At 69.0% G+C, this 19,965-nt stretch carries 11 protein-coding genes and 6 pseudogenes; 8 read left to right on the forward strand and 9 right to left on the reverse strand.

Annotated elements, in window-relative coordinates:
• Positions 1 to 254: 254 nt before the first annotated feature.
• On the reverse strand, positions 255 to 1,790 hold the full coding sequence (locus IPZ69_RS28590; protein WP_235457464.1) for a CYTH and CHAD domain-containing protein: 1,536 nt from the start codon (positions 1,788 to 1,790) through the stop codon (positions 255 to 257).
• Positions 1,791 to 2,577: 787 nt separating this feature from the next.
• Positions 2,578 to 3,129 (reverse strand): annotated as a pseudogene (locus tag IPZ69_RS28595) (ATP-binding protein); the annotation flags it as partial.
• Positions 3,130 to 3,326: 197 nt separating this feature from the next.
• On the opposite strand from IPZ69_RS28595, the gene IPZ69_RS28600 reads away from it, so the two are divergent.
• A protein-coding gene (locus IPZ69_RS28600; protein ID WP_235457465.1) for an IS5 family transposase occupies positions 3,327 to 4,144 on the forward strand; the annotation gives its coding sequence in 2 pieces (ribosomal slippage) (positions 3,327 to 3,678 and positions 3,678 to 4,144; 819 coding nt in all).
• Positions 4,145 to 4,278: 134 nt separating this feature from the next.
• On the opposite strand, the gene IPZ69_RS28605 is transcribed toward IPZ69_RS28600, so the two are convergent.
• Positions 4,279 to 6,603, reverse strand: a complete 2,325-nt coding sequence (locus IPZ69_RS28605; RefSeq protein ID WP_235457466.1) for a SpoIIE family protein phosphatase — start codon at positions 6,601 to 6,603, stop codon at positions 4,279 to 4,281.
• Positions 6,604 to 6,763: 160 nt separating this feature from the next.
• The gene (locus IPZ69_RS28610; RefSeq protein WP_235457481.1) at positions 6,764 to 10,480 is read right to left on the reverse strand and encodes a HAMP domain-containing protein; all 3,717 of its coding nucleotides are present in this window, start codon (positions 10,478 to 10,480) and stop codon (positions 6,764 to 6,766) included.
• Positions 10,481 to 10,727: 247 nt separating this feature from the next.
• On the opposite strand from IPZ69_RS28610, the pseudogene IPZ69_RS28615 reads away from it, so the two are divergent.
• Positions 10,728 to 11,198, forward strand: a pseudogene (locus IPZ69_RS28615) (mycothiol transferase); the annotation flags it as partial.
• 154 nt (positions 11,199 to 11,352) lie between these two features.
• Here IPZ69_RS28615 and IPZ69_RS28620 read toward each other — a convergent pair.
• The gene (locus IPZ69_RS28620) at positions 11,353 to 12,276 is read right to left on the reverse strand and encodes a TauD/TfdA dioxygenase family protein (RefSeq protein ID WP_235457468.1); all 924 of its coding nucleotides are present in this window, start codon (positions 12,274 to 12,276) and stop codon (positions 11,353 to 11,355) included.
• A 485-nt stretch (positions 12,277 to 12,761) separates the two neighbouring features.
• Here IPZ69_RS28620 and IPZ69_RS28625 point away from each other — a divergent pair, with 485 nt between their 5' ends.
• From IPZ69_RS28625 to IPZ69_RS28635, 3 genes and pseudogenes are all read left to right on the forward strand, one after another.
• Positions 12,762 to 14,075: an MFS transporter gene (locus IPZ69_RS28625; protein WP_235457469.1), complete on the forward strand. Its 1,314-nt coding sequence runs from the start codon at positions 12,762 to 12,764 to the stop codon at positions 14,073 to 14,075.
• Between the two features lie 341 nt (positions 14,076 to 14,416).
• Positions 14,417 to 15,151, forward strand: a complete 735-nt coding sequence (locus tag IPZ69_RS28630) for a hypothetical protein (RefSeq protein ID WP_235457470.1) — start codon at positions 14,417 to 14,419, stop codon at positions 15,149 to 15,151.
• Between the two features lie 334 nt (positions 15,152 to 15,485).
• Positions 15,486 to 16,192 (forward strand): annotated as a pseudogene (locus IPZ69_RS28635) (transposase); the annotation flags it as partial.
• Positions 16,193 to 16,267: 75 nt separating this feature from the next.
• Here the strand turns inward: IPZ69_RS28635 and IPZ69_RS28640 are convergent.
• The 3 genes from IPZ69_RS28640 to IPZ69_RS28650 form a co-directional block, all read right to left on the reverse strand.
• Entirely contained in the window at positions 16,268 to 16,789 is a 522-nt protein-coding gene (locus tag IPZ69_RS28640; protein WP_235457472.1) for a TetR/AcrR family transcriptional regulator, read from the reverse strand.
• A 225-nt stretch (positions 16,790 to 17,014) separates the two neighbouring features.
• Positions 17,015 to 17,464, reverse strand: coding sequence for a Fur family transcriptional regulator (locus IPZ69_RS28645; protein WP_235457473.1), 450 nt, complete (start codon positions 17,462 to 17,464; stop codon positions 17,015 to 17,017).
• 5 nt (positions 17,465 to 17,469) lie between these two features.
• Positions 17,470 to 18,084 (reverse strand): ATP-binding protein, encoded by a 615-nt coding sequence (locus IPZ69_RS28650; RefSeq protein ID WP_374294136.1) that lies wholly within the window; start codon positions 18,082 to 18,084, stop codon positions 17,470 to 17,472.
• 541 nt (positions 18,085 to 18,625) lie between these two features.
• Between IPZ69_RS28650 and IPZ69_RS28655 the strand changes: the two are divergent.
• Both IPZ69_RS28655 and IPZ69_RS48125 read left to right on the forward strand, forming a co-directional pair.
• Positions 18,626 to 18,930 (forward strand): annotated as a pseudogene (locus tag IPZ69_RS28655) (transposase); the annotation flags it as partial.
• A 186-nt stretch (positions 18,931 to 19,116) separates the two neighbouring features.
• Positions 19,117 to 19,191: pseudogene (locus tag IPZ69_RS48125) on the forward strand (helix-turn-helix domain-containing protein); the annotation flags it as partial.
• Positions 19,192 to 19,293: 102 nt separating this feature from the next.
• Here the strand turns inward: IPZ69_RS48125 and IPZ69_RS28660 are convergent.
• Positions 19,294 to 19,476 (reverse strand): hypothetical protein, encoded by a 183-nt coding sequence (locus IPZ69_RS28660; RefSeq protein WP_235457476.1) that lies wholly within the window; start codon positions 19,474 to 19,476, stop codon positions 19,294 to 19,296.
• Between the two features lie 21 nt (positions 19,477 to 19,497).
• On the opposite strand from IPZ69_RS28660, the pseudogene IPZ69_RS28665 reads away from it, so the two are divergent.
• Positions 19,498 to 19,965, forward strand: a pseudogene (locus tag IPZ69_RS28665) (tetratricopeptide repeat protein); the annotation flags it as partial.

Raw genomic sequence — 19,965 nt, forward strand, 5'->3', positions numbered from 1 at the left:
CCGCGCAGCGCACGGCGGAGAGAGTGCCTGTCCGGGACCAGATCACGGGTCCCTGCTCGAGCGCCGTTCGGGCACGTCGATGACAGCACTGTGAGAGTCACTCCAGCTCGTGGTTCACGAGCGGAGCCACGGCTGGATCGATGCAGCCGTGACGGTGCCGTGTAAGACGTACGCCGGCTTACCCGTGGAATGGAACGCCGACCGTTCTGGCGCCCAGGGACCGAAGGCCCCACGACTGTTGGCGACCGTCGGCCCTATGCGCCGTATCGGCGTGCTGTCGCGCGGGCACGAGCCCACGCCCCGGGAAGTTCCCGCTCCAGGGCGCGGCCGGCAGCCCTCTCGCGACCGTACAGCAGGCCCCAGGTGAAGCCGGGCTCGCCCGCCGTCTGCGCGGCGACTGCCATACGGCGCAGGGCGTGACAGGTCACAACCGTGTCGTGCTGGGTACCGCTGACCCGTTGTACGGCCTTGACTCGTTTGCCAAGACGCCGCGCTGGCTTCCCGAGGGCCGGGCGGGCCGCCTCCGCGGCGTAGCGGAGCCTCTTGGCGGCCTTGCGGGCGGAGTGGATCGCCGCGTCGCGGTCGGACCCGGAGGGCATGTCAAGCGCACGGTCCATGCGTCGAGCGAGTCGCCGGTAATCCTTCAGGAGCACCTTGACCAGCACCTTTTTGGGCTTGCCGGCCGCCTTTGCGCGCAGCGGAGGCGCGGCAGTCAGGATCTTCAGATCCTCCAACAGGTCCAGATAGCGGGGCGAGGCGAGCGCTGCGAGGGTGCGTCGGCGGCCCTCGGCCCGCTGCGCCACGTCCCAGGCTTGCAGCCGGGCGGTGACGGGGCCGAAGACCAGCTCTCCCGCCAGTTCCCGCAGGCCGGAGGTGACCCGCTCGCGGAGCACCTCGTGGTCGCGTTCGGCGCCGAGCTCACCGGCGAGCCACTTCAGATCCCGCCGGATGGGGTCGGTGACCTCACGATCGAGGACCGAACGGTAGGAGCGCAGGCAGCCGCGCAGTCGGCGGGCCGTGGTGCGCATTCGGTGCACCGCGTCGGGCATCCCCCGGCGGACAGCCGGATCGAGGTCGGTGAGGGCTTCGACCAGCCCGTCCACATACACAAACACATAGTGACCGGCCGACCCCGGGGCGACCTGGACACCCGCATCCACCGTGCGCTCCAGGAGGGACGTCGTCTCTGCCAGGGCATGCGCCACCTTGGAGGGGCTCTGCTCGCGGTCGACGCCGTGCTCGTGCAACACCTCCTCTATGCCGTCCAAGAGCTCGGGGCCTGCGCGGTTGGCGAGTTCGACCTCCAGCTCCGTCCACCTCGCATGCCCGCCGTCTTCGAGCAGGGATTCTGCCCACACCGCGTCCATGCTCAGGTCGGCCAGCACGGCGCCCTCGGCATCGAGGAGATGCCGCAGGGAGCGGGTTGAGCGGATGTGTATCACCGGCCGCAACGGGGCCTTACGCGTGCGGGAGAGGACAAGCTCCACCAACTCGTCAGGAGGGGCGGCCTCTGACGACAACGGGGCCTGGATCTCCTCCCGGCTGTCGCCCGGCAGGGGCAGTTTCAGATGCCAGCCAGCATCCGTGCCGCCGGTCCTGCGTCGCAGGGACGCCTTGGTGCGGGTCAATCGCAGGTCGGCGGTGTCGTAGTAGACCGCGTCCAGCTCTTGCACCCCGCCCTCCGAGAGCGAGGCGACCGGGTCCGCACCGGTCAGGTGGGACAGCCACCCGATGTCGTCACCCTCGGGCGTCGCGTACTTTCGTTCTGTCTCTCGTGTCAACTGGGCCATACACTCCCCGTTGACGCAATCGCACGGTTCAAACCAGCACGTAAGCCGCTTCCGGTTAATTCCGGGAAGAAACCGTTGAACAGCGGCGCGTCCGGCTTCCGTGACCGGGAAACGATGTGCGCGTCGCCGAGCTCACGGGCTCTGTGCTGGCCATGCCCGCCCACCCTGAGCCGAACACACCCGGGGCACTGCCAGCAGGGACGGAGCACGACCGCGCCGCGCCCTGCCAGCCGAGCGTTGCATCCTGCCGATGGGGCCCTTGGGGGGCGCAGCAACGGTGACATGCGTCGCGGCCTGCGCCGCTCGTCCCCAGGCTTCGGGATGATCACCCGACGGACCGGCGCGCCGGCCGGTAGATGCCCGCATCGAGCCCGGCCCGGACCTCGGGCCAGTGCACCAGCAGCCACGGCCGCAACTGAGCCGTAGTCATGCCGTCCACCCCGGGAGCACCCCGGTTCGCTTCGACACGGTTGAGCGCCGTGAGCAAGTTCTCCTTCGAGAGCATCAACTCCCACAACGGGGACTCCTATTCACGGTGAACGGCTTCCGCAGGGTGCGCCAACCGGCCGCTACGCACCGCCGTGGGCTCTGCCGGATGCACCAGCTCCTCCCCCTGCGGCCCCGCCAAAGCGGATTTCCTGCGGTCCACGTGACCGGCACGAGCAACCACCACATCACCCGTTCCACTCGATGTTCGGCCCTTCCCAGCCCACCGCACATCGGCAGCCATCCCGGCTGGTACTACGGCCTCTGCTGCCTTCTGCCCGATCAACCCGCACCTTCCAGCTTCGAAGCGAACGCAGCCCTCGTCGGGGTTCTGCAGGTCCTTCCAGGCTTTGCGTGCGATCGGGACGACGTGGCCAGCCAGTTCGCGGTGGAGGTCTTTGTCTTCCAGGCCGCGCAGCTTCGGGACGTGGCGGTGGGTGATCGTCTGGTCGGCTGTGTGGCAGAAGCGACTGACCGTACGCAAGGCTGCGTTGGATAGGGCCCTTTGGGAGACCTTGCGTTCGCCGATGCAGATGTCTTCGGTGAGGCCGAGGACCCGTCCGGCCTTCCAGGCGGGCCGTCGTGGGGCGTTGAGGCGGCGGATGTAGCGGTGCCCGACGGCGGCGTAGGCGAGGGAATGGGTGGTCTTGCACTGGACGGTGTTCGGAAAGCGGGCGGTGGCGTCCTGGGCGATGGACCGGTTGTAGGAGAGGTACCGGCCGCGGCGTTTGGTGGAGCGGGCCAGCATCTCCAGCAGGGTGGTCTTACCGGTGCCGGCTCCTGCTTGCAGGGCCAGGTGCTCGCCGCGCCGGAAAGCGTCGGCTGCGGCGGTCTGTTCGCCAGTGGGCTTCATAAGGTCGCTCCTTCGGGGAGTCGGGTGAGGGCGTGCCCGACAGCGGAGAGCAGGCGTGCGGTGGTAGTGCCGAGGTACCTGGCTATGAGGCGGTCGACTTGCCGATGCGCACGTAGCGGGGGCAGAAGCGGGATAACTGGCCCTAACAGAAATGGTTGAGCATGTGACTGTTGGCTTGTTCGCTCGTTGGTCTCGCTGTGGGAAAGCGTCAGTCACGGCCGTGGATCGTGTCGGATGAACTGTGGTCGCTCATCGAGCCGTTGCTGCCCGAGGCGGGGCCGAAGCTGGTCGAGGGCCGGCCGCGGGTGCCGGACCGTCAGGCCTTGTGCGGGATCCTGTTCGTGCTGCACACCGGGATCCAGTGGGAGTATCTGCCGCAGGAACTGGGCTTCGGCTCGGGGATGACCTGCTGGCGGCGCCTGGCCGCGTGGAACGAGGCAGGCGTGTGGGACCAGTTGCATGCAGTGCTGCTCAAGCAGCTGCGCTCGAAGAACAAGCTGGACTGGTCGCGGGCGGTGATCGACTCCTCCCACGTCAGGGCGGCACGGCGGGGCCCAAAAACGGTCCCAGCCCGGTCGACCGCGCACGACCGGGCAGCAAACACCACGTCATCACCGACGCACAAGGCATCCCGCTCGCGGTGTCGCTGACCGGCGGACACCGCAACGACGTCACCCAGCTCCTGCCCCTGATCGACAAGTCCCCGCCGGTGGCCGGCCTCGTCGGACGGCCCAGACGCCGGCCCAACGCACTGCTGGCCGACCGGGGCTACGACCACGACAAGTACCGGCGTCTGCTCCGGGCCCGCGGCATCCGCCCCGAGATTGCACAGCGAGGCCAGCCCCACGGCTCTGGCCTGGGCATCTTTCGTTGGGTGGTCGCAAGGACGATCAGCTGGCTGCACGGTTCCCGTCGGCTTCGGATCCGCTGGGAGCGACGCGACGACATCCACGAGGCATTCCTCGGCCTCGCCACCTGCCTGATCACCCACCGGCATGTTCGCCGCCTTCGCTAGGACCTCTAAACCCACGTCCGTCGCGCCGTCGGCGCACGGTGCCATCACCTCACGGTGTGGAGTACACAGCGCGCATGGCGATGCGGCGCCGCCGAGCGCTCGGCGCGGATGTCGTTCCACTGGCAGCAAGGCGATCAGGTCGGTTGAACGGCGATCAGGCAGGTGTCGTCATCGGTGTCGGCGATGTCACTGGACAGCAGAAGGTCCAGATAGTCCTCAAGGTTGTCCACCGGGCGGCTGGCTACGTCCAGTAGCTGTTCGAGGGCTTCGTCCATGCTGCTGTCGCGGCGCTCGATCAGGCCGTCGGTGTACATCAGCAGGATGTCCTGCTGATGCAACTCGTGCCCGGTCTCCTCGTACGCGACGGCGTCGACAGCGCCCAGCAGCACGCCGTCCGGCGGTTTGAGCGCGTGGGCCTTCCCCCGGCTGACGAGGATCGGAGGTACGTGTCCCGCATTGGCCCAGCGCAGGGTGCGGACGGCGGGATCGAACAGGCCGCAGACGACGGTCGCGGTGACCTGCTCGGTGAGGCAGCAGGCGACGCTGTTCAGCCAGGAGAGCAGCCGGGCCGGTCCCGCACCGGTGATGGCCAAGCCGCGCAGGGCGTTGCGCAGGACGACCATGCCCGTCGCGGCAGCAATGCCGTGGCCGGCGATGTCGCCAACCGTGAGCAGCACCCGGCCATCGGGGAGGACGACGGCGTCGTACCAGTCTCCGCCGACCCGCTGGTCCTCCTCCGCCGGGCGGTAGCGGACGGCGACCCGCAGCCCCGCCCCGTACACCGGATGTTCGGTCGGGGGCATGATCGCCCGCTGCAACTGCCGAGTCAGTCGATGACGCTCCGCGGCCTGCTGCTCGGCACCGGCCAGCCGGTCCCGGGTGGCGGCCAGCGCGACCTCGGTCCATCGGTGCGGAGAGATGTCCTGGTAGGCGCCGCGTACTGCGACCAAGAGCCCGGAGGCGTCGCAGACGGGTTCGGCGACCACCCGCAGGTGGCGGACCACGTCGCCGGCGCGCCGAAGCCGGAAGGTGATGGCGCTTTCCTCCCCCTGGTGCAGCACGGTGCGCAGGAAGCGCCCCACGGCGCCGGTGTCGTCGGGGTGCGCATGTTCGAAGAGCCGGTGCAGCGGAACCGGGGCCGCGCCGGGTGGCAGCCCGTACAGCGTGGACAGCTGCTCGGTCCAGGTGATCTCACCGGTGGCCAGGTTCTCCTCAAAGGCGCCGATCTGGCTGAGCCGCTGGGCGTGCTTCAGCAGGTCGGCCAGCCGGGCGTCGCCCTTCGGGAGCCGCCAGCTGAGGAGCACCACATCGCCGAAGCGGGCCAGCCCCACGGCAGCAACGACGGCCGGGGGCACCGGACTGCCCGGGAACCTGAGCACCGCGCTCTGGCTGCGATACGTGGCCCCGGTGCGGTGCACCTGCCTGATCCGATCGAACAGCCCACCCTCCGCGGCAAACAGCGGATACGCCTCCAGCAGGGGCAGCCCTGTCACCTCGGCACGGGGACGACCGGCCGGATCGGTGAACCGCTCGTTGGTGTGCTCGATCATGAAGTCGGTGATCCGGCCGTCGTGGTCCCGCAACGGCCGCAGCAGAGCGGCGGAGTCCAGGAGGCCGTCGAGCAAACCGACGAGCCAGGCGGCGGCTTCTCCGGGCGGCCTGCCCAATGCCACGCCCTGGTCGGGCAGTGACAGGACGCACAGCTGGGCCAGGGCATCCAGCTGCCGCTGGAGGGCGAGCGCGGGGTGGGCGCCGGGCCAGTGGACCTCCAGGACGGCCACCCGCTGATCGCCGCCTTGAGCGGGCACGACGGCTCGTGAGCCGCTGCTGCCGCCGCCGATGGTGGGCGTCAGCACGTCGCCGGGCTCGCTGATCCACACTGTCCGGTCCTCGCTGATGGCCTGCTGGGCCGGCGTGCCGAGTCCGGGCGGGACATAGCGCCAGCGGGTGGCCTCAGCAGGGCCGAACCCTGCCTCTCCCGCGAGTGTGAGAGAGCCGTCAGGGGCGGCCGACCACACGGCGGCGGCGGTGGCGCCCAATGGCCGCAGCGACCGGTCGAGGAGGGCCCGGGCGAGCGCCTGGGCGTCGTCACCGGCCAGGATGGCGGCGGCCTCCGCCATGCGCAGCCGCAGGGCGGTCCCTCCGTCCTGCGGACCCGCGGCTCCCTTTTCCTTCCGGCCGCTACGGGATGTGGCCTGCGTAGAGCGGGCTTCCGCGACCGCGCAGGCGGTGGCGTCCGCGGCTGCCTGGTTGACGATGTCGGCGGCCAGCACGCGCAGAGCCATCCGGGAGTCGGAGGCGAGCCTCTGAAGCTGCCGCGCGGCTTCGGCCGGAGCGCAGTTCAGCCGTTCCACCAGGATGCCCTGGGCGAGTGCCACCAGAACCCGGGCCTCGCGGTCCTCGCGCCCCGCGCGAATCTCGGTACTCAGCCGGTCGACGGTCGCTGCCAGCCCAGCCACTGCGGCCTCACCGTGCTGTGAAGGACACACGCCGGGTTCGTTAGGGGGACGCTGCCCCATGGGCTCGCGCTGCTGCTCCACCATGGGGTGCTCCTCGGCGGTGCTCCTCGGCCCGGGGATCCGGCGGACGACTGCTCGCCTGGTACCCAGTCCAAGCACATCACAGGTCGAGCCAGCGGCGCATGCAGTCGACCAACTGTTGTGCGTCGAAGGGCTTGGGTACGTAGTCGTCGGCCCCGGCGGCGAGGCACTTCTCCTGGTCACCGGACATGGCCTTGGCGGTGACCGCGATGATCGGCACCCGGCGGCGCCCGGGCACCGCCCGAATCGCCGCGGTGGCGGCGTAACCGTCCATCTCCGGCATCATCACGTCCATCAGGACCAAGTCGATGTCCTCATCGGCCAGTGCCTCCAAGCCTTCACGGCCGTTCTCGGCATGCAGGACCCGCATGCCGTGCAGTTCGAGGATGCCGGTGAGGGCAAAGACGCTCCGGGCATCGTCGTCGACGATCAGTACGGTGCGGTCGGCCAGCGGATCGGACTCCTGAGGTGCGGGCTGCGGCCTGGTCACCGGGGCGCGCCCCAGTGACAGGGCGTCCCCGGGGCACTCGGCGGTCAGGTGCGCCACGACGCGTTCGCGCAGCTCGTCCAGGCTGGTGAGCACTTCGAGCGGCTGGGCGCCGGCGCATTCCCTGAGCCGATGCTCCTCCTCGGCCGAGGGGGCCGGGTGGCTCCAGTAGACAAGGACGGGAACGTGGCGCAGGGCCGGGTCGGCGTCGAGGAGCTCCAGCAGTTCACCTGCTCTTTCCCTCGACGGGCCATGGTCCACTACTACGAAGTGGTGTGCCCGGTCGGCCAGTGCGGCCGCCGCCTGACCGGGATCCATGGCGGTGTCCACCAGAACCGGCGCGTTGAGTCCGGGCAGCTCGGCGACGGCGCTCTCGGTCAGCCGGGACAGCAGCCCTCGCGGCCCGGCCTCGACGACCAGCACGCGGAGCAGCGCGGTGGGCGCGCCGTGGGTGTCCGGGGCGAGGCCGGCTTCGCCGGGGCGTTCCAGGCCGCCGGCCACGGTGCCCCGGTCTTCGCGGAGCTCGGCGCCGGGCACTGCCGCCGGTGAGGATGCAGCGGCTGCGGGTGGGGCCCCGGTGTGCTGGACGGCGGGGTGCACAGTCGGCAGGTACAGGGTGAAGCAGCTGCCCTCGCCCTGTGTGCTCCTGGCGCTGATGGTGCCGCCGAGCAGGTAGGCGATCTCGCGGCAGATGGACAGGCCCAGGCCGGTTCCTCCGTATCTGCGGCTGGTGGTGCCATCGGCCTGCTGGAAGGCACCGAAGATGCTCTCCAGTTGCTGGTCCGAGATGCCGATGCCGGTGTCGCTGACCCGGAAGGCCAGGGCGGCGCTGCCGCGGCGGACGAAGTCGGGCAGGTCGGTGGAGGCTGTGTCGACGGGTTCGACTCGCAGCTCGACGTGGCCTGCCTCGGTGAACTTCACCGCGTTGGAGAGCAGGTTGCGCAGGACCTGGCGCAACCGGGACTCGTCGGTGACCAGTTCGGACTGGACTCCGGGTGCCGTGAGGAGCCGGAACTCCAGCCCTTTCTGGGCGGTCAGGGGACGGAAGGCAGCCTCCAGGTAGTCCAGCAGCTGACGCAGCCGGAAGCGCTCGGGGCTGATGTCCATCTTCCCCGCCTCGACCTTGGACAGGTCGAGGATGTCGTTGATCAGTTGGAGCAGGTCGGAGCCGGCGGAGTGGATGACTTCCGCGTACTCCACCTGCTTCGGGGTGAGGTTGCGGTTGGGGTTCTGGGCCAGCAGCTGGGCGAGGATGAGCAGGCTGTTGAGCGGCGTCCGCAGCTCGTGGCTCATGTTTGCCAGGAACTCCGACTTGTATTTGGAGGCACGGGCGAGCTCCCGTGCCCGGGCCTCGAGCTCCTGCCGCGCCTGCTCGATCTCCAGGTTCTTCGTCTCGATGTCGCGGTTCTGGCTGGCCAGCAGCGCGGCCTTCTCCTCCAGCTCGGCGTTGGAATGCTGCAGCTCCTCCTGACGGACCTGGAGTTCCTCCGAACGGGCCTGGAGCTCGCCCGCGAGGCGTTGGGACTCGCCCAGGAGCTCGTCGGTGCGGGCGTTGGCGAGGATGGTGCTGAGGTTGGCGCCCACGGTCTCCATCAGCTGGTCCAGGAAGTCCCGGTGCACCGGGGTGAAGCGGCCGGTGGAGGCCAGTTCGATGACGCCGAGAACCTGCTCCTCCACCGTGAGGGGCAGCACGATCAGGCTGCTGGGGGCCGCACTGCCAAGACCGGAGGAGACAGTGACGTAATCGGCTGGTACGTCGCCCACGGCGATAGTGCGTCGGCTGCGGGCGGCCTGACCCACCAGTGACTCGCCGAGCCGGAACCGTGTGGGGCGGTGGGAGCCCTCGGGACGTCCGTAGGAGTCGATGAGGCACAGCTGCACACCTTCATCGGTGTCCTCGGCGAGGAAGAAGGCGCCGTACTGGGCCGAGACCAGCGGCACCAGCTCGTCCATGATCAGCCTGGCCACGTCGGCGAGATCGCGACGGCCCTGTATCAGGCCGGAGATCCGGGCCAGGTTGGTCTTGAGCCAGTCCTGCTCCTGGTTGGCCTGGATGGTCTGGCGCAGCGACTTCACCATGGCATTGATGTTGTCCTTGAGCTCGGCAACCTCTCCGGAGGCGCCCACGGTGATGGAGCGTGTGAGATCGCCTTCTGCCACCGCACTGGTGACCTCGGCGATTGCGCGGACCTGGAGGGTGAGGTTGTCGGCCAGCTCGTTCACGTTCTCGGTGAGCCGCTTCCAGGTGCCCGAGACGCCCTCCACTTCAGCCTGCCCGCCGAGGCGGCCCTCGCTGCCGACCTCGCGGGCCACCCGGGTCACCTCCGCGGCGAAGGAGGACAGCTGATCCACCATGGTGTTGATGGTGGTCTTGAGTTCCAGGATCTCCCCGCGGGCGTCCACGTCGATCTTGCGGGTGAGGTCGCCCTGGGCGACGGCGGTGGTGACCTGGGCGATATTGCGGACCTGGCCGGTCAGGTTGTTCGCCATGGAGTTGACGCTGTCCGTGAGGTCCTTCCAGGTACCCGCCACATGCGGCACCCGGGCCTGGCCGCCGAGAATGCCCTCGGTGCCCACCTCACAGGCCACTCTGGTGACCTCGTCGGCGAATGCCGACAGGGTGTCGACCATGGTGTTGATGACCCCGGCAAGGGCGGCGACCTCCCCCTTGGCCTCGACGCCGATCCGCTGCGAGAGGTCGCCCCGGGCAACGGCGGTGGCCACCTGAGCGATGTTCCGCACCTGGCCGGTGAGATTGGACGCCATGACATTGACGTTGTCGGTGAGGTCCTTCCAGGTGCCGGAGACCCCGCGGACGGTGGCCTGGCCGCCGAGGTTGCCCTCGGTGCCCACCTCGCGGGCCACCCGAGTCACCTCGTCGGCAAATGCCGAAAGCTGGTCGACCATCGTGTTGATGGTCTCCTTGAGCTCGAGGATCTCCCCGCGAGCGTCCACGGTGATCTTCTGGGAGAGGTCGCCGCAGGCCACAGCGGTGGCCACCTGCGCGATGTTGCGCACCTGAGTGGTGAGGTTGCCGCCCATCGCGTTCACCGATTCGGTGAGGTCCTTCCACGACCCCGACACGTCCGGCACCCGGGCCTGCCCGCCGAGGCGGCCCTCGCTGCCGACCTCGCGGGCCACCCGGGTGACCTCGGAGGTGAACCGTGACAACTGGTCCAGCATGCCGTTGAAAACGGTGGCGATCTCGCCAAGCAGCCCGTCGCCGTCTTCGGGGATCCGGGTGTGGAAATCGCCGTCCCGGACCGCGGTGAGACCGGCGAGCAAGCGGCGCAACCCGGTCTCGTCCATGTGGCAGGCCGCGCTCGTGGGTTCATGCCGCGTGGCCGCTCCGGAAGCCTCAGCCATCTCCGCTCCCGCCGTACTGATCCACCAAGGGCGACCGGCCGGCAGTCCGGCTGGGGGTTGCGGCCCTCGGCCCGCCCGAAGGGTACGCCCGGCGATCGCCCCGTCGCCTCCAGTGTGCCGCTGCCGAGGCATGGCGGACAGCGCACGTCCGAGGTGACCACCGTGGCGGTCCCCTTGGCCCGCCCTCCCCCATGCCAGGCCGCCTCTTCTCGGCCTCGTCCGGCATGCGGCCGAGGTGGAGACCAGCTGGTTTCGTTTCGTGCTGAATCAGGAACGGCTCAAGCTCCGATGGCCTGCCGTCGACGGCGTCTTGGGTGAGTCCCTTGTGGCCGAGGCAGACGTCGACGAAGCGTTCACTCTCTGGCGAGAGGCGTGTGCGGGCGCTCGCGTCACTTACAGCCGCGAGGCGACGTGCCGGGCCGGCGACGACGGACCACCGGCCCAGTCTTCTCCGGCCCACGGAGAGTGGGGGCTATCCCTTGACGCGTGCGCCCGCCGCCGCCAGGTCGGCCGCCTCGTTGCGGTTCCTGGGCATGAGCCGTTCCAGCAATCCGATGTGTTCGGCGAGCGGGGCGGGCGGTTGCCCAGGACGGGGCGTGGTGACGCAGTTCCCTCAGGGCGCGGTACGTCATGCTTGGCAAGGCGAGCAAGCAGAATCTGAAGCGGGGGGCAAGGCGCCGCGGCGCCGAACGTCGCGGTCCGCGGCAATCAGGATGACGGTGGCCGGGCCGCGGAACGCGGGCGGCTCGGCCACCGGGTGCAGGCACGACGCCGAGCCGGCAGATCGCCGGAACCGCCGGGTGAGGAGCTGGCGCTCAGGACAGCGGGACGCCGGCGATCGCAATGCGCTCCATCACCCGACGCTGGGGGTAGTAGTCGTTGATGGCGTAGTGCTGGACGGCGATGTTGTCCCAGATCGCGATCGAGTCGGGCTGCCACCGGAAACGCACCTGAAGCTCCGGAATGCGGGCCTGCAGGCCAAGTTCGTGCAGCAGCTCCCGGCTCTCGTCCTCGGGCAGTCCGACGATGCGGGTCGTGAACGGCTCGTTGACGTACAGCGTCTTGCGCCCGGTGCGCGGGTGCCGCACGACGACCGGGTGCTCGACCGCAGGCAGGGACAGGCGCAGCGCCGCTATCTGGTCCTGGGTCATGAACGTGCCCCAGCTGGGCTCCCAGTCGTGTACGGCGGTGAGACCCTCGATGCGCTGCTTCATCTCGTCGCTGAGGTTGTCGTAGGCGGCGCCCATGTCGGCCCACATGGTGTCGCCGCCGGCCGGCGGGACCTCGACCGAGCGGAGCACCGAGCCCAGGGCGGGCGCGGCCATGAACGAGTGGTCGCTGTGCCAGATGTTCTCCTGGCCGATAGCCGATGCGTCCTTGGCCAGCCGTGAGACACCGATGGTGTCGCCCTTCGGGAAGAACGGGTTCGGCTCCGGTTCACCCCACACCGCGGCCAGCGCCAGGTGGGCGTCGACGTCGAAGTCGTGCTGGTCACGGAAGAAGATCACCTTCCATTCGAGCAGGGCCTGCCGCAGCTCCTCCACGAGCTCATCGTCGATCGGCCCGGACAGGTCCACACCGCCGATCTCCGCCCCGATGTGCGGCGTCATCGGCGCAATCTGCAGAAGCCGGTACTCGGCCGGTGCGGTGCCAGGCCCGGTCCGCTCCAGCAGGCGCCGGCCGAAGTGGATCAGCGGCTTCTCCAGAAGGGGGTTCTTGTCGGTCCCAGTCGTGTCCATATGGTCCTCCAAGGTCGCATCCGAAAAATCGTTACCGGAAGTATCGATATCCGGGCAGGTGGCCGCAAGGGTCCCTCATGACTATTTCGCCGCACCGGCCAGGAGCCGCATTCGCAGCCGGGAGGCCGGAACGGCGGGTGCCGCCAGACGGGCAGCCAGAGACCGGGCACCTCTCGCACACGGCAATCCACCGACGGCTCTGCCCCTGCCGCAGGAAAGGACATACATCCGCCGGGCCGTGCGGACCGCGGCGACTCGTTCGCCGCACGCCCCACCCGGGCGGAGGGTCGCTGCCGGGCCACCATCGGGCGATCGCAGCGATCAGACCCTTGCCGCCACACTCAACCGTATCGATACTTCACGTAACGAATTTTGCGCCGCTGTGACTGATACGTGCTGCCGCGCCCTCGATCCGCCGACGTCCCCTCCCCCGTGCTCTACGCCGATCACCCCTGCCCGAGAACAGCTACCTTCGCGGAGCCCCCGTGCCCAACACCGATCTCACCCCCGCCGCGCTCACCGAGCCCGTCACGACGAGCCTCGGCCATCGACGGCAGGCCTGGACCATCACCGGGTTGCTGGTGGTCTTCATGATGGTCAACTTCGCCGACAAGTCCGTCCTCGGACTGGCGGCCGATCCGATACGCCATGACCTGGGCCTTTCGGCGACCGGATTCGGGGTGGCCAACAGCGCGTTCTTCCTGCTCTTCTCACTGTGCGGCGCCATGGGCGGGCTGCTGGCGGACCGGGTGCGACCACGGTGGCTGCTGCTGGGGATGGCACTACTGTGGTCGATCGCCCAGGTGCCGATGGCCCTGGGCGGAGGGCTGGTCGCATTGGTCGTCTCGCGGATCATGCTCGGTGCCGCGGAGGGGCCCGCCTTTCCGGTGGCCCAGCACAGCGCTCTGGCGTGGTTCCCGGACAGCCGACGCAACCTTCCCGGCGCGCTGCTCAGCGTAGGCATCGCGCTTGGCGTGGTGCTCGCCGCCCCAGGGCTCACCTGGGTGATCCAGCACCACGGCTGGCGCTCCTCCTTCGCCGCCGTCGCCGTCGCCGGCGTGCTCTGGGCGGCAGCCTGGACCGTGTTCGGTAAGGACCGGACACCGCAAACCGGGGCCCACAGCGCCAGCGACGCGTCCGGAAGCAGCGACGAAGAGTGCTCGCACGCCCCCTCGTACCGGCGCATCCTGGCCACCAGAACCTGGATCGGGGCCTCGATCGGCTACTTCTGCACGTACTGGATGATCGCCCTGTCACTGGTGTGGGTGCCCTCGTACCTGCACGACGGCCTGGGCTACTCCACCACCACCGCCGCCGGCCTCGTCGCCGGAATCTGGGCGATCAGCGCCATCGCGCTGCTGGGCCAGGCGGGAGTCACCGCCTGGCTGCTGCGGCGCGGCGTGAGCAGCCGGTGGGCCCGTGGCCGCGTCGGCGGAATCAGCCTGCTGGTCTCCGCCCTCGGTTGCGGTGCCCTGTCGCAGGCCGCACGCGGGCCGGTCACCGTGCTCCTCCTGCTCGTCGGCTTCGGCCTGTGTGGGACGATGTCGACGATCGCGGTGACCACGGTCGCCGAACTCGTCCCGGCCCATCGGCGCGGCGGCGCCCTCGGCCTGATGAACGCCGTGGTCACCACGGGCGGCCTGATCGCCCCGGCTCTGACCGGATACCTGGTCGACACCCAGGGCAGGGCCGGCTACCAGCACGCCGTACTCCTCGCGGCCGTACTACTCGTGCTGGGGGGCACGGCCTCGGTGACCCTGATCGACCCAGCCCGCGATGCTCGGCACCTAGCTCAATGACGGTCGTCACCGACCGCCGCGCCACACCATTGCGTCCTGAAGTGAGAGTTCTTGAACGGTGGCAATGAGTTGTGTGCGGCTGGACGGTCTGGAGGGTTGGCTGCTGGCGGGACGACGTGAAGCCACTCACTCGCCACAGCCCCCGCCCTCATACCCGGCGATTTCCCATCCGAGTGGTCAAGTTCGGGCACTGGTCGAGATCGGGACCTGAATAGCCAGGCTGAGCCCACGGGCTCGCCACCCCTCAGCAAGGGGAGGCGGGACTCTCGTTATGTATGTGTGAGATGCGGGCGGCCAGACGGATGGCACACTCCTGCCTGGCCACGAAGGGATTCGCAATAATGAAGAAGCGCCTCAGACGCCTGCAGTTGGCCGCCGCGACCCTGGCCGTGGCCGTCGCCGCGAGCGCGTGCGGCCCCGCCGGCGGAGGGGACGCGTCGGCGAAGCCCACAGCCGCCGGCGCGGAGCGGACGGCCGGAACGCCCTCGACCGCAAAGACATCAGCGCGCCCGCCGGCGACCGCACCGCCGAGCCGCGCCCCGAAGCCGGCACCCGCCAAAACCGCGGCTGCCCCTCGCACTCGCGCCCCCTGGCCCCATGTCACCTTCGCCCGGCTGACGTTCGAGATACCCCCGGGCTGGACGCTGATGACGTACGGCAGCGACGCCTGCGTGCAGCCCGTACACCAGGCCGGGCTGCCAACGATGTTCGGCTGCGCCGGAATCGCCATCCAGTCCGGCTCCATCGCCGGCCACGAACTGCAGCCCTACGAGGCCCGTCAACCAGGCGGCTGGTACGCGGCAACCGATGTCCAACCCTGCCCGGTCGACCCGACCCTCGCGGACGGTTCCTTCAACGGCATCTCCAGCGGCACGTCATCACCACCGGTCGAGTCCGGCCTGCGCCCGGTGGGCAACCACAAGGCGGCCTACGACCGCTGGACGGCCGCCTGCGCGAACGGCCACCGCTTCTCACCACGGGCGTGGCACCTGCCCGTCTCCCGGGTACTGTTCCTGGACTACACGGGGCACGTGGAGACGGCCCGTGTGCTGGAGTCGGTGCGCTTCCCTGACTGATCGTCAGGGGTGATCGGTCTGCATGATGGGCATGCCGCGGTCAGGACCTCTTCTTCACGGCAGGGCGGGCTTCCTCATCGTGAGTCGCCCGGTCATGAGGGTGATGAGTGCCCAGTTCAGGTGCGCATTGCTGAGGAAGGCGTTCGTCGGCCTCGCGTTACGGCGAGCGTCATGATTCACCCCCAACGTGCGTTCGACTCGCCAGCGGCGCAGAAGGCCGACGAACCCTTTGGCGCCCTTGGGACGGGACGGTCTTGAGGATGCTGCGAAGGCAGTCCTAGGCCCAGGTGACGAGCTGGCCAGCCTGGGAGGAGTCGCAGACCTGGGTGATCTGCGGGGGGCGCGGCGAAACTTCGGGCGCCCGCCCGAACACGACCTGCGCGAATTCTGGAACGCGGCCCTGTACATGGACCGCACCGGGGTGCAGTGGCGCTACCTGCCGCACGACTTTCCGCCCCGGGAAACGGTCTACGGCTACTTTGCGCAGCGGGAGAAGGAAGGAGTGTTCGCCCAGCTCAACGGCCTGCTCAGGGAGTTGGCGCCACGGAAGGAGGGTCGGAACGCCAAGCCGCCAGCCTCCGTGATCAACGCGCAGAGCGTCAAGACCTCCACCGGCGTCCCTGCCTCCAGCCAGGGCACGGACGCCGGCGAAAAGATCGCGGGCAGGAAGTGGAGCATCGTGATCGACACGATCGGCGTCCTCCTCGCCATGCCGGTCACCGCGGTCGGCGTGCAGGACTCCGTGGCCGGCACTCATCTCCTCGACAAGGTCGCGTCCAGCCATCCCGGCATACGCAAGGTCTGGGTCGACGGCGGCTACCGGCAGCACTTCGTCGAACATGCCGCCATCCTTGGTATCGACATGGAAATCGTCACCCGCACCCCCGGGGCCAAGGGATTTACCCGATACCGAAGCTCCGAAGCTCCGAAGCCATGATCCGCCTCGCCATGACCGACGTGACGTCCCGCCGCCTCACCGGCGACAGCGCTGTCTCCTGGCGCGACCCGACATCAACGGATCAAACACTGATTTCGGGATAAAACCTCGAGATAAGACGACCACTGACGACGGGCGGGAAAGTCCGCACGCGCCGCGCGCCCAGGGGGACGAGGTTCTCAGTCTCCGGCGCGACCGACCGCCCGGACGACCAGATCCACCAAGTCTTCCACGAAGCGCACGTTAGGCAGTTCACGCTCCGCCAGCAAGCGGTACACCAGCGGCGCCGCCACCAGCGTGGCGGCCGACCGGATGTCGACGTCGGGCCGTACCTCGCCGCGGGCGATGCCCCGCTGGAGGATGCGGCGCGTCTCGGCCATCAACCGGTCCGTGTAGTCCACGTACTCTCCACGGGCCCCGTCCGCCTCGGCGGCCGCTGCCATGAGTTCCGTCAGCAGCCGCGCCGTACCCGGCAGTCGGTACGACGCCAAGCGCGCCGCCAGCACCTCGCGCAGCTCGGCCCGAATGTCACCCAGGTCCGGGACCGACAGCGGGCCTATCCGTGACTCGGCCGCCGCGATGATCAAGGCCTGCTTGGAGGGCCAGCGCCGGTAGATAGCAGGCTTACTCACCCCGGCACGCGCTGCTACAGCATCCATCGTCAATGCGTCGACGCCCTGCTCGGTCACCAGCTCGATCACTGCCTCGAGGGTGTCGTCCGTGACCCGCTCCTGGCGCGGCCGCCCAGGTCCACGCTCGGCCTTCTGTGTCTGTGCCCCGACCATGCCCCGAGGATACGGGGCGCCGACAGCTCCCATCGCATGTCGGCGGACGGCCGACGCCGAGCACTCGTGAGGGCGCTGCCACATTGACTGATGGGATGGGATGATCTTCGCTTGTCCGTCAGGCCAAGCGGTCCCTGGCCGTCAGGACCCTGTGGCCGCAGCCCGGCAGTCAGGACAGAAGCCCCAGAACGTCACTGCGGCCTCCTGGATGTCGTACTCCTCCGGCAACCGGGGCTCCATACACGGAGCCGCACCCACCGCACACTCCACGTCACAGATTGCACCGCACCGACGGCACACGAAGTGGTGGTGGTTGTCGTGGCGCTCGGTCTCGTAACGGGTCGGGTGACCCGGGATCTGAGTGCACCGGACCAGACCGGCGTCCGTGAGGGCGCGCAGCACGTTGTAGGTGGCCTGCAGGGACAGGTGGCCCGTGATCTGCTGCGCACGGTCACGCAGGGTGTCGGCATCGAGGTGTTCGGCCGAATCGGAGACAGCCATCAGCAGGGCCATGCGCGGAGCGGTCACCCGCATGCCCGCCGTGCGCAGCCGCGTCACGGCCACCGCCATGGGTTCCTCGGCGCTGGTCACGGTTGTCACGCTGCCTGGCATTTTCTGTCACCGTTCACGACGTCCAGCGCGCCCAAGCGGGTCTCGCCCGTGGCTGCATCCCGGCCGCCCCGGGCACCCCTCCTTTCCAGGTCAGGTGCGTCCGCGTCGGCAGCGAGCTCGAACCAGACGCTCTTACCCACGGGCCCGTGCTCACAGCCCCACCGTGCGGCCAACATGTCCACCAGCGTGAGCCCGCGGCCGTGCTCATCCCCTGGACCTGCCTGCGTCAGGCGGGGAGTTTGCGAAGAGCCGTCGCTGACCAGACAGCGCACATCGGATACCCGCTCGAGGGTGAGGCGCAGCGGACCGGCAGCATGACGCAACGCGTTACTCACCAGCTCGCTGACCAGCAGTTCGGCGGTCGGGACGAGCTCACCCAGACCCCACTGCGGCAACACATCGCGTATGGCAGTCCTCGCCAGGACACACGCGGACGGCGACCACGGCAAGGACCACGGCCCGCCCACGAACGATTCCAAGCAGGTCACGCCGAGGGGTTCACCGGACGGAAGGGGAGGAGCTGAGCACTGCGGACCAGGAGGAGCCGCGTCGGCGATGGTTCCGCCCGGGTGGGGTTCTAGGGGAACTGTGCGGTCCATGAGGGCGCGCCTTCGGGGGGACGGTTTGCAATCTCATTTATGACCGTACGCCGTTTCTGGAGTCGGTCAAGTCTCTAGATAGCATCAGAAGGCATGATTCACTCCACTCACTGGAGTCGTGCTTGCGGTAGCTGTCGTGCTCGTAGCCGCCGTCGGCGAAAAGCGAGATCACACTCGAGGTGCCGATGTGCCGGCTGGTGGGGCATCGACCACTCGACACGGCGAACCCACGCTCCCCGAGGCCCTCGCTCCAGGAGCGACCGGGGGCATGCGGGCACCCGACTCCCGCAGCGACCGCCTCGGGCTCCGCTGCCCCCATGACCGCCAGGAGCCCAGACGGCTTCGACGCGGCATCGGCACGCCGCCGCAAGCCGGCGATTGGTTCTGCCCTCTGAGCGAAAGTACGCCTCCGTCCGTGGAAATCGGGCGCACAGTTCGCCGCGATCGTGTCCTACCGGCAGGGGTAGTCACTGGTTGAGGCTGTTCCTTTGGAGTGGACACCCCGACAATGGATCTTGATGGTTCAGGGAGGGATGTCCAGGTGGGACGCCAGTCTCCGTATCCGGAGGAGTTTCGGAAGGACGCCGCCGCGCTGTACCGCGCGTCCGGCGGCAAGCGCACGCACGTGGCGGTGGCCGCGGATCTCGGGATCACCGGGGAGACGCTGCGCACGTGGGTCCGCAAGGACACCGTCCGGTCCGCTCCCGAGCCGCCAGACAGCACCGTGCAGAGTCCGGCCGAGGAGCTGGCCCGGCTGCGAGCCGAGAACCAGCGATTGCTGAAGACAGAGAAAGAGTGGCAGCTGGAGCGGGCGATCTTGCGCCGGGCAGCCGCCTATTTCGCCGATGCAATTTACAGCAAGCATTGCCGACGAAAGGGCTGACCAGCCGGGAGCGTCATAAATCAGGCTCTTGCAAGATTTGCGTAGCCGGTGATCGCTTCAACTTGCCTGTGGCGTCGGCTAGAGATCTTTAACGGCGTGGGTTACGTCGGGTGGTGAGCCCTGTCGTTGGATCGCGTTATGCCGGAGGGATGAGGTATCCCGATGGTGGCGGGCTGACCGGGGAGGAACGGGCTCGGCGTGAGCGGATCCGCGTGGCGGCCGCCGGGTACTACTGGCCACTTCAAAGCGCTGGCAGGCAGGCGCTCCGCGGGCCAGGTCCCTCGCAAGTCTTCATCGGGTCCCGCATGAGGGGGTAGCTACCCTCACTAAGGTCGGGGCTGGGTGTATTGACCCGCAGCGGCGCGGTCGCTCGGCACGTTGCCGAACGCGGGGGTGATCTGCTGCAACGTCAGCAGCCAGGAGACCCTCAAGGCGTCGCCCTGAGCGACCACCAGCTGTCCGAAGCCCAGACAGGGCGAGCGGTACTCGTCGACACCGTCTGGGACCATCTCGCCACAGTGGCGGGCTGGGTGATCGTCGTGGACAACGTCGACACCCCCACCCGGATCGGCCCCGGAAACGAGCCCGTAGCCGCTTACTGCGGGTGGCTGCGCCCCGACGGCGCCGGCCTGCTCCTGATCACCAGCCGCGACACCACCACAACAACCTGGGGACCCCGCGCACAGATCATCAACCTCCACCCGCTGCAGGAAGAAGCGGCAGGCCAAGTACTGCACGACGCCGCACCCCTCGCAGTCAGCCCCGAGGACGCCCGCGCACTTGCCAGCAGGCTCGGGGGCCTGCCCCTGGCCCTGCAAGCAGCTGGCCGCTACCTCGCCACCCCAACCAGCCGCTACACCACCTTCACTACCTACCAAGGCGCCCTGGACGCAGAGTTCGACGACCTGGTCGCGGCGGCGCATCCCCAGGCAGACGATCCGTCTGTGGCCCGCACCGTCGTACGCCACACCTGGCACGTCTCCCTCGACCAACTCCGC

Source organism: Streptomyces olivochromogenes, assembly GCF_021538895.1.
Lineage (GTDB): Bacteria > Actinomycetota > Actinomycetes > Streptomycetales > Streptomycetaceae > Streptomyces > Streptomyces olivochromogenes_A.

Excerpts from the sequence above, each read along its gene's own strand:
- IPZ69_RS28650 (WP_374294136.1), bottom strand. The coding sequence starts at position 18,084 with ATGGACCGCACAGTTCCCCTAGAACCCCACCCGGGCGGAACCATCGCC.
- IPZ69_RS28630 (WP_235457470.1), top strand. The coding sequence starts at position 14,417 with ATGAAGAAGCGCCTCAGACGCCTGCAGTTGGCCGCCGCGACCCTGGCC.
- IPZ69_RS28660 (WP_235457476.1), bottom strand. The coding sequence starts at position 19,476 with ATGGTCCCAGACGGTGTCGACGAGTACCGCTCGCCCTGTCTGGGCTTC.
- IPZ69_RS28610 (WP_235457481.1), bottom strand. The coding sequence starts at position 10,480 with ATGGACGAGACCGGGTTGCGCCGCTTGCTCGCCGGTCTCACCGCGGTC.
- IPZ69_RS28590 (WP_235457464.1), bottom strand. The coding sequence starts at position 1,790 with ATGGCCCAGTTGACACGAGAGACAGAACGAAAGTACGCGACGCCCGAG.
- IPZ69_RS28620 (WP_235457468.1), bottom strand. The coding sequence starts at position 12,276 with ATGGACACGACTGGGACCGACAAGAACCCCCTTCTGGAGAAGCCGCTG.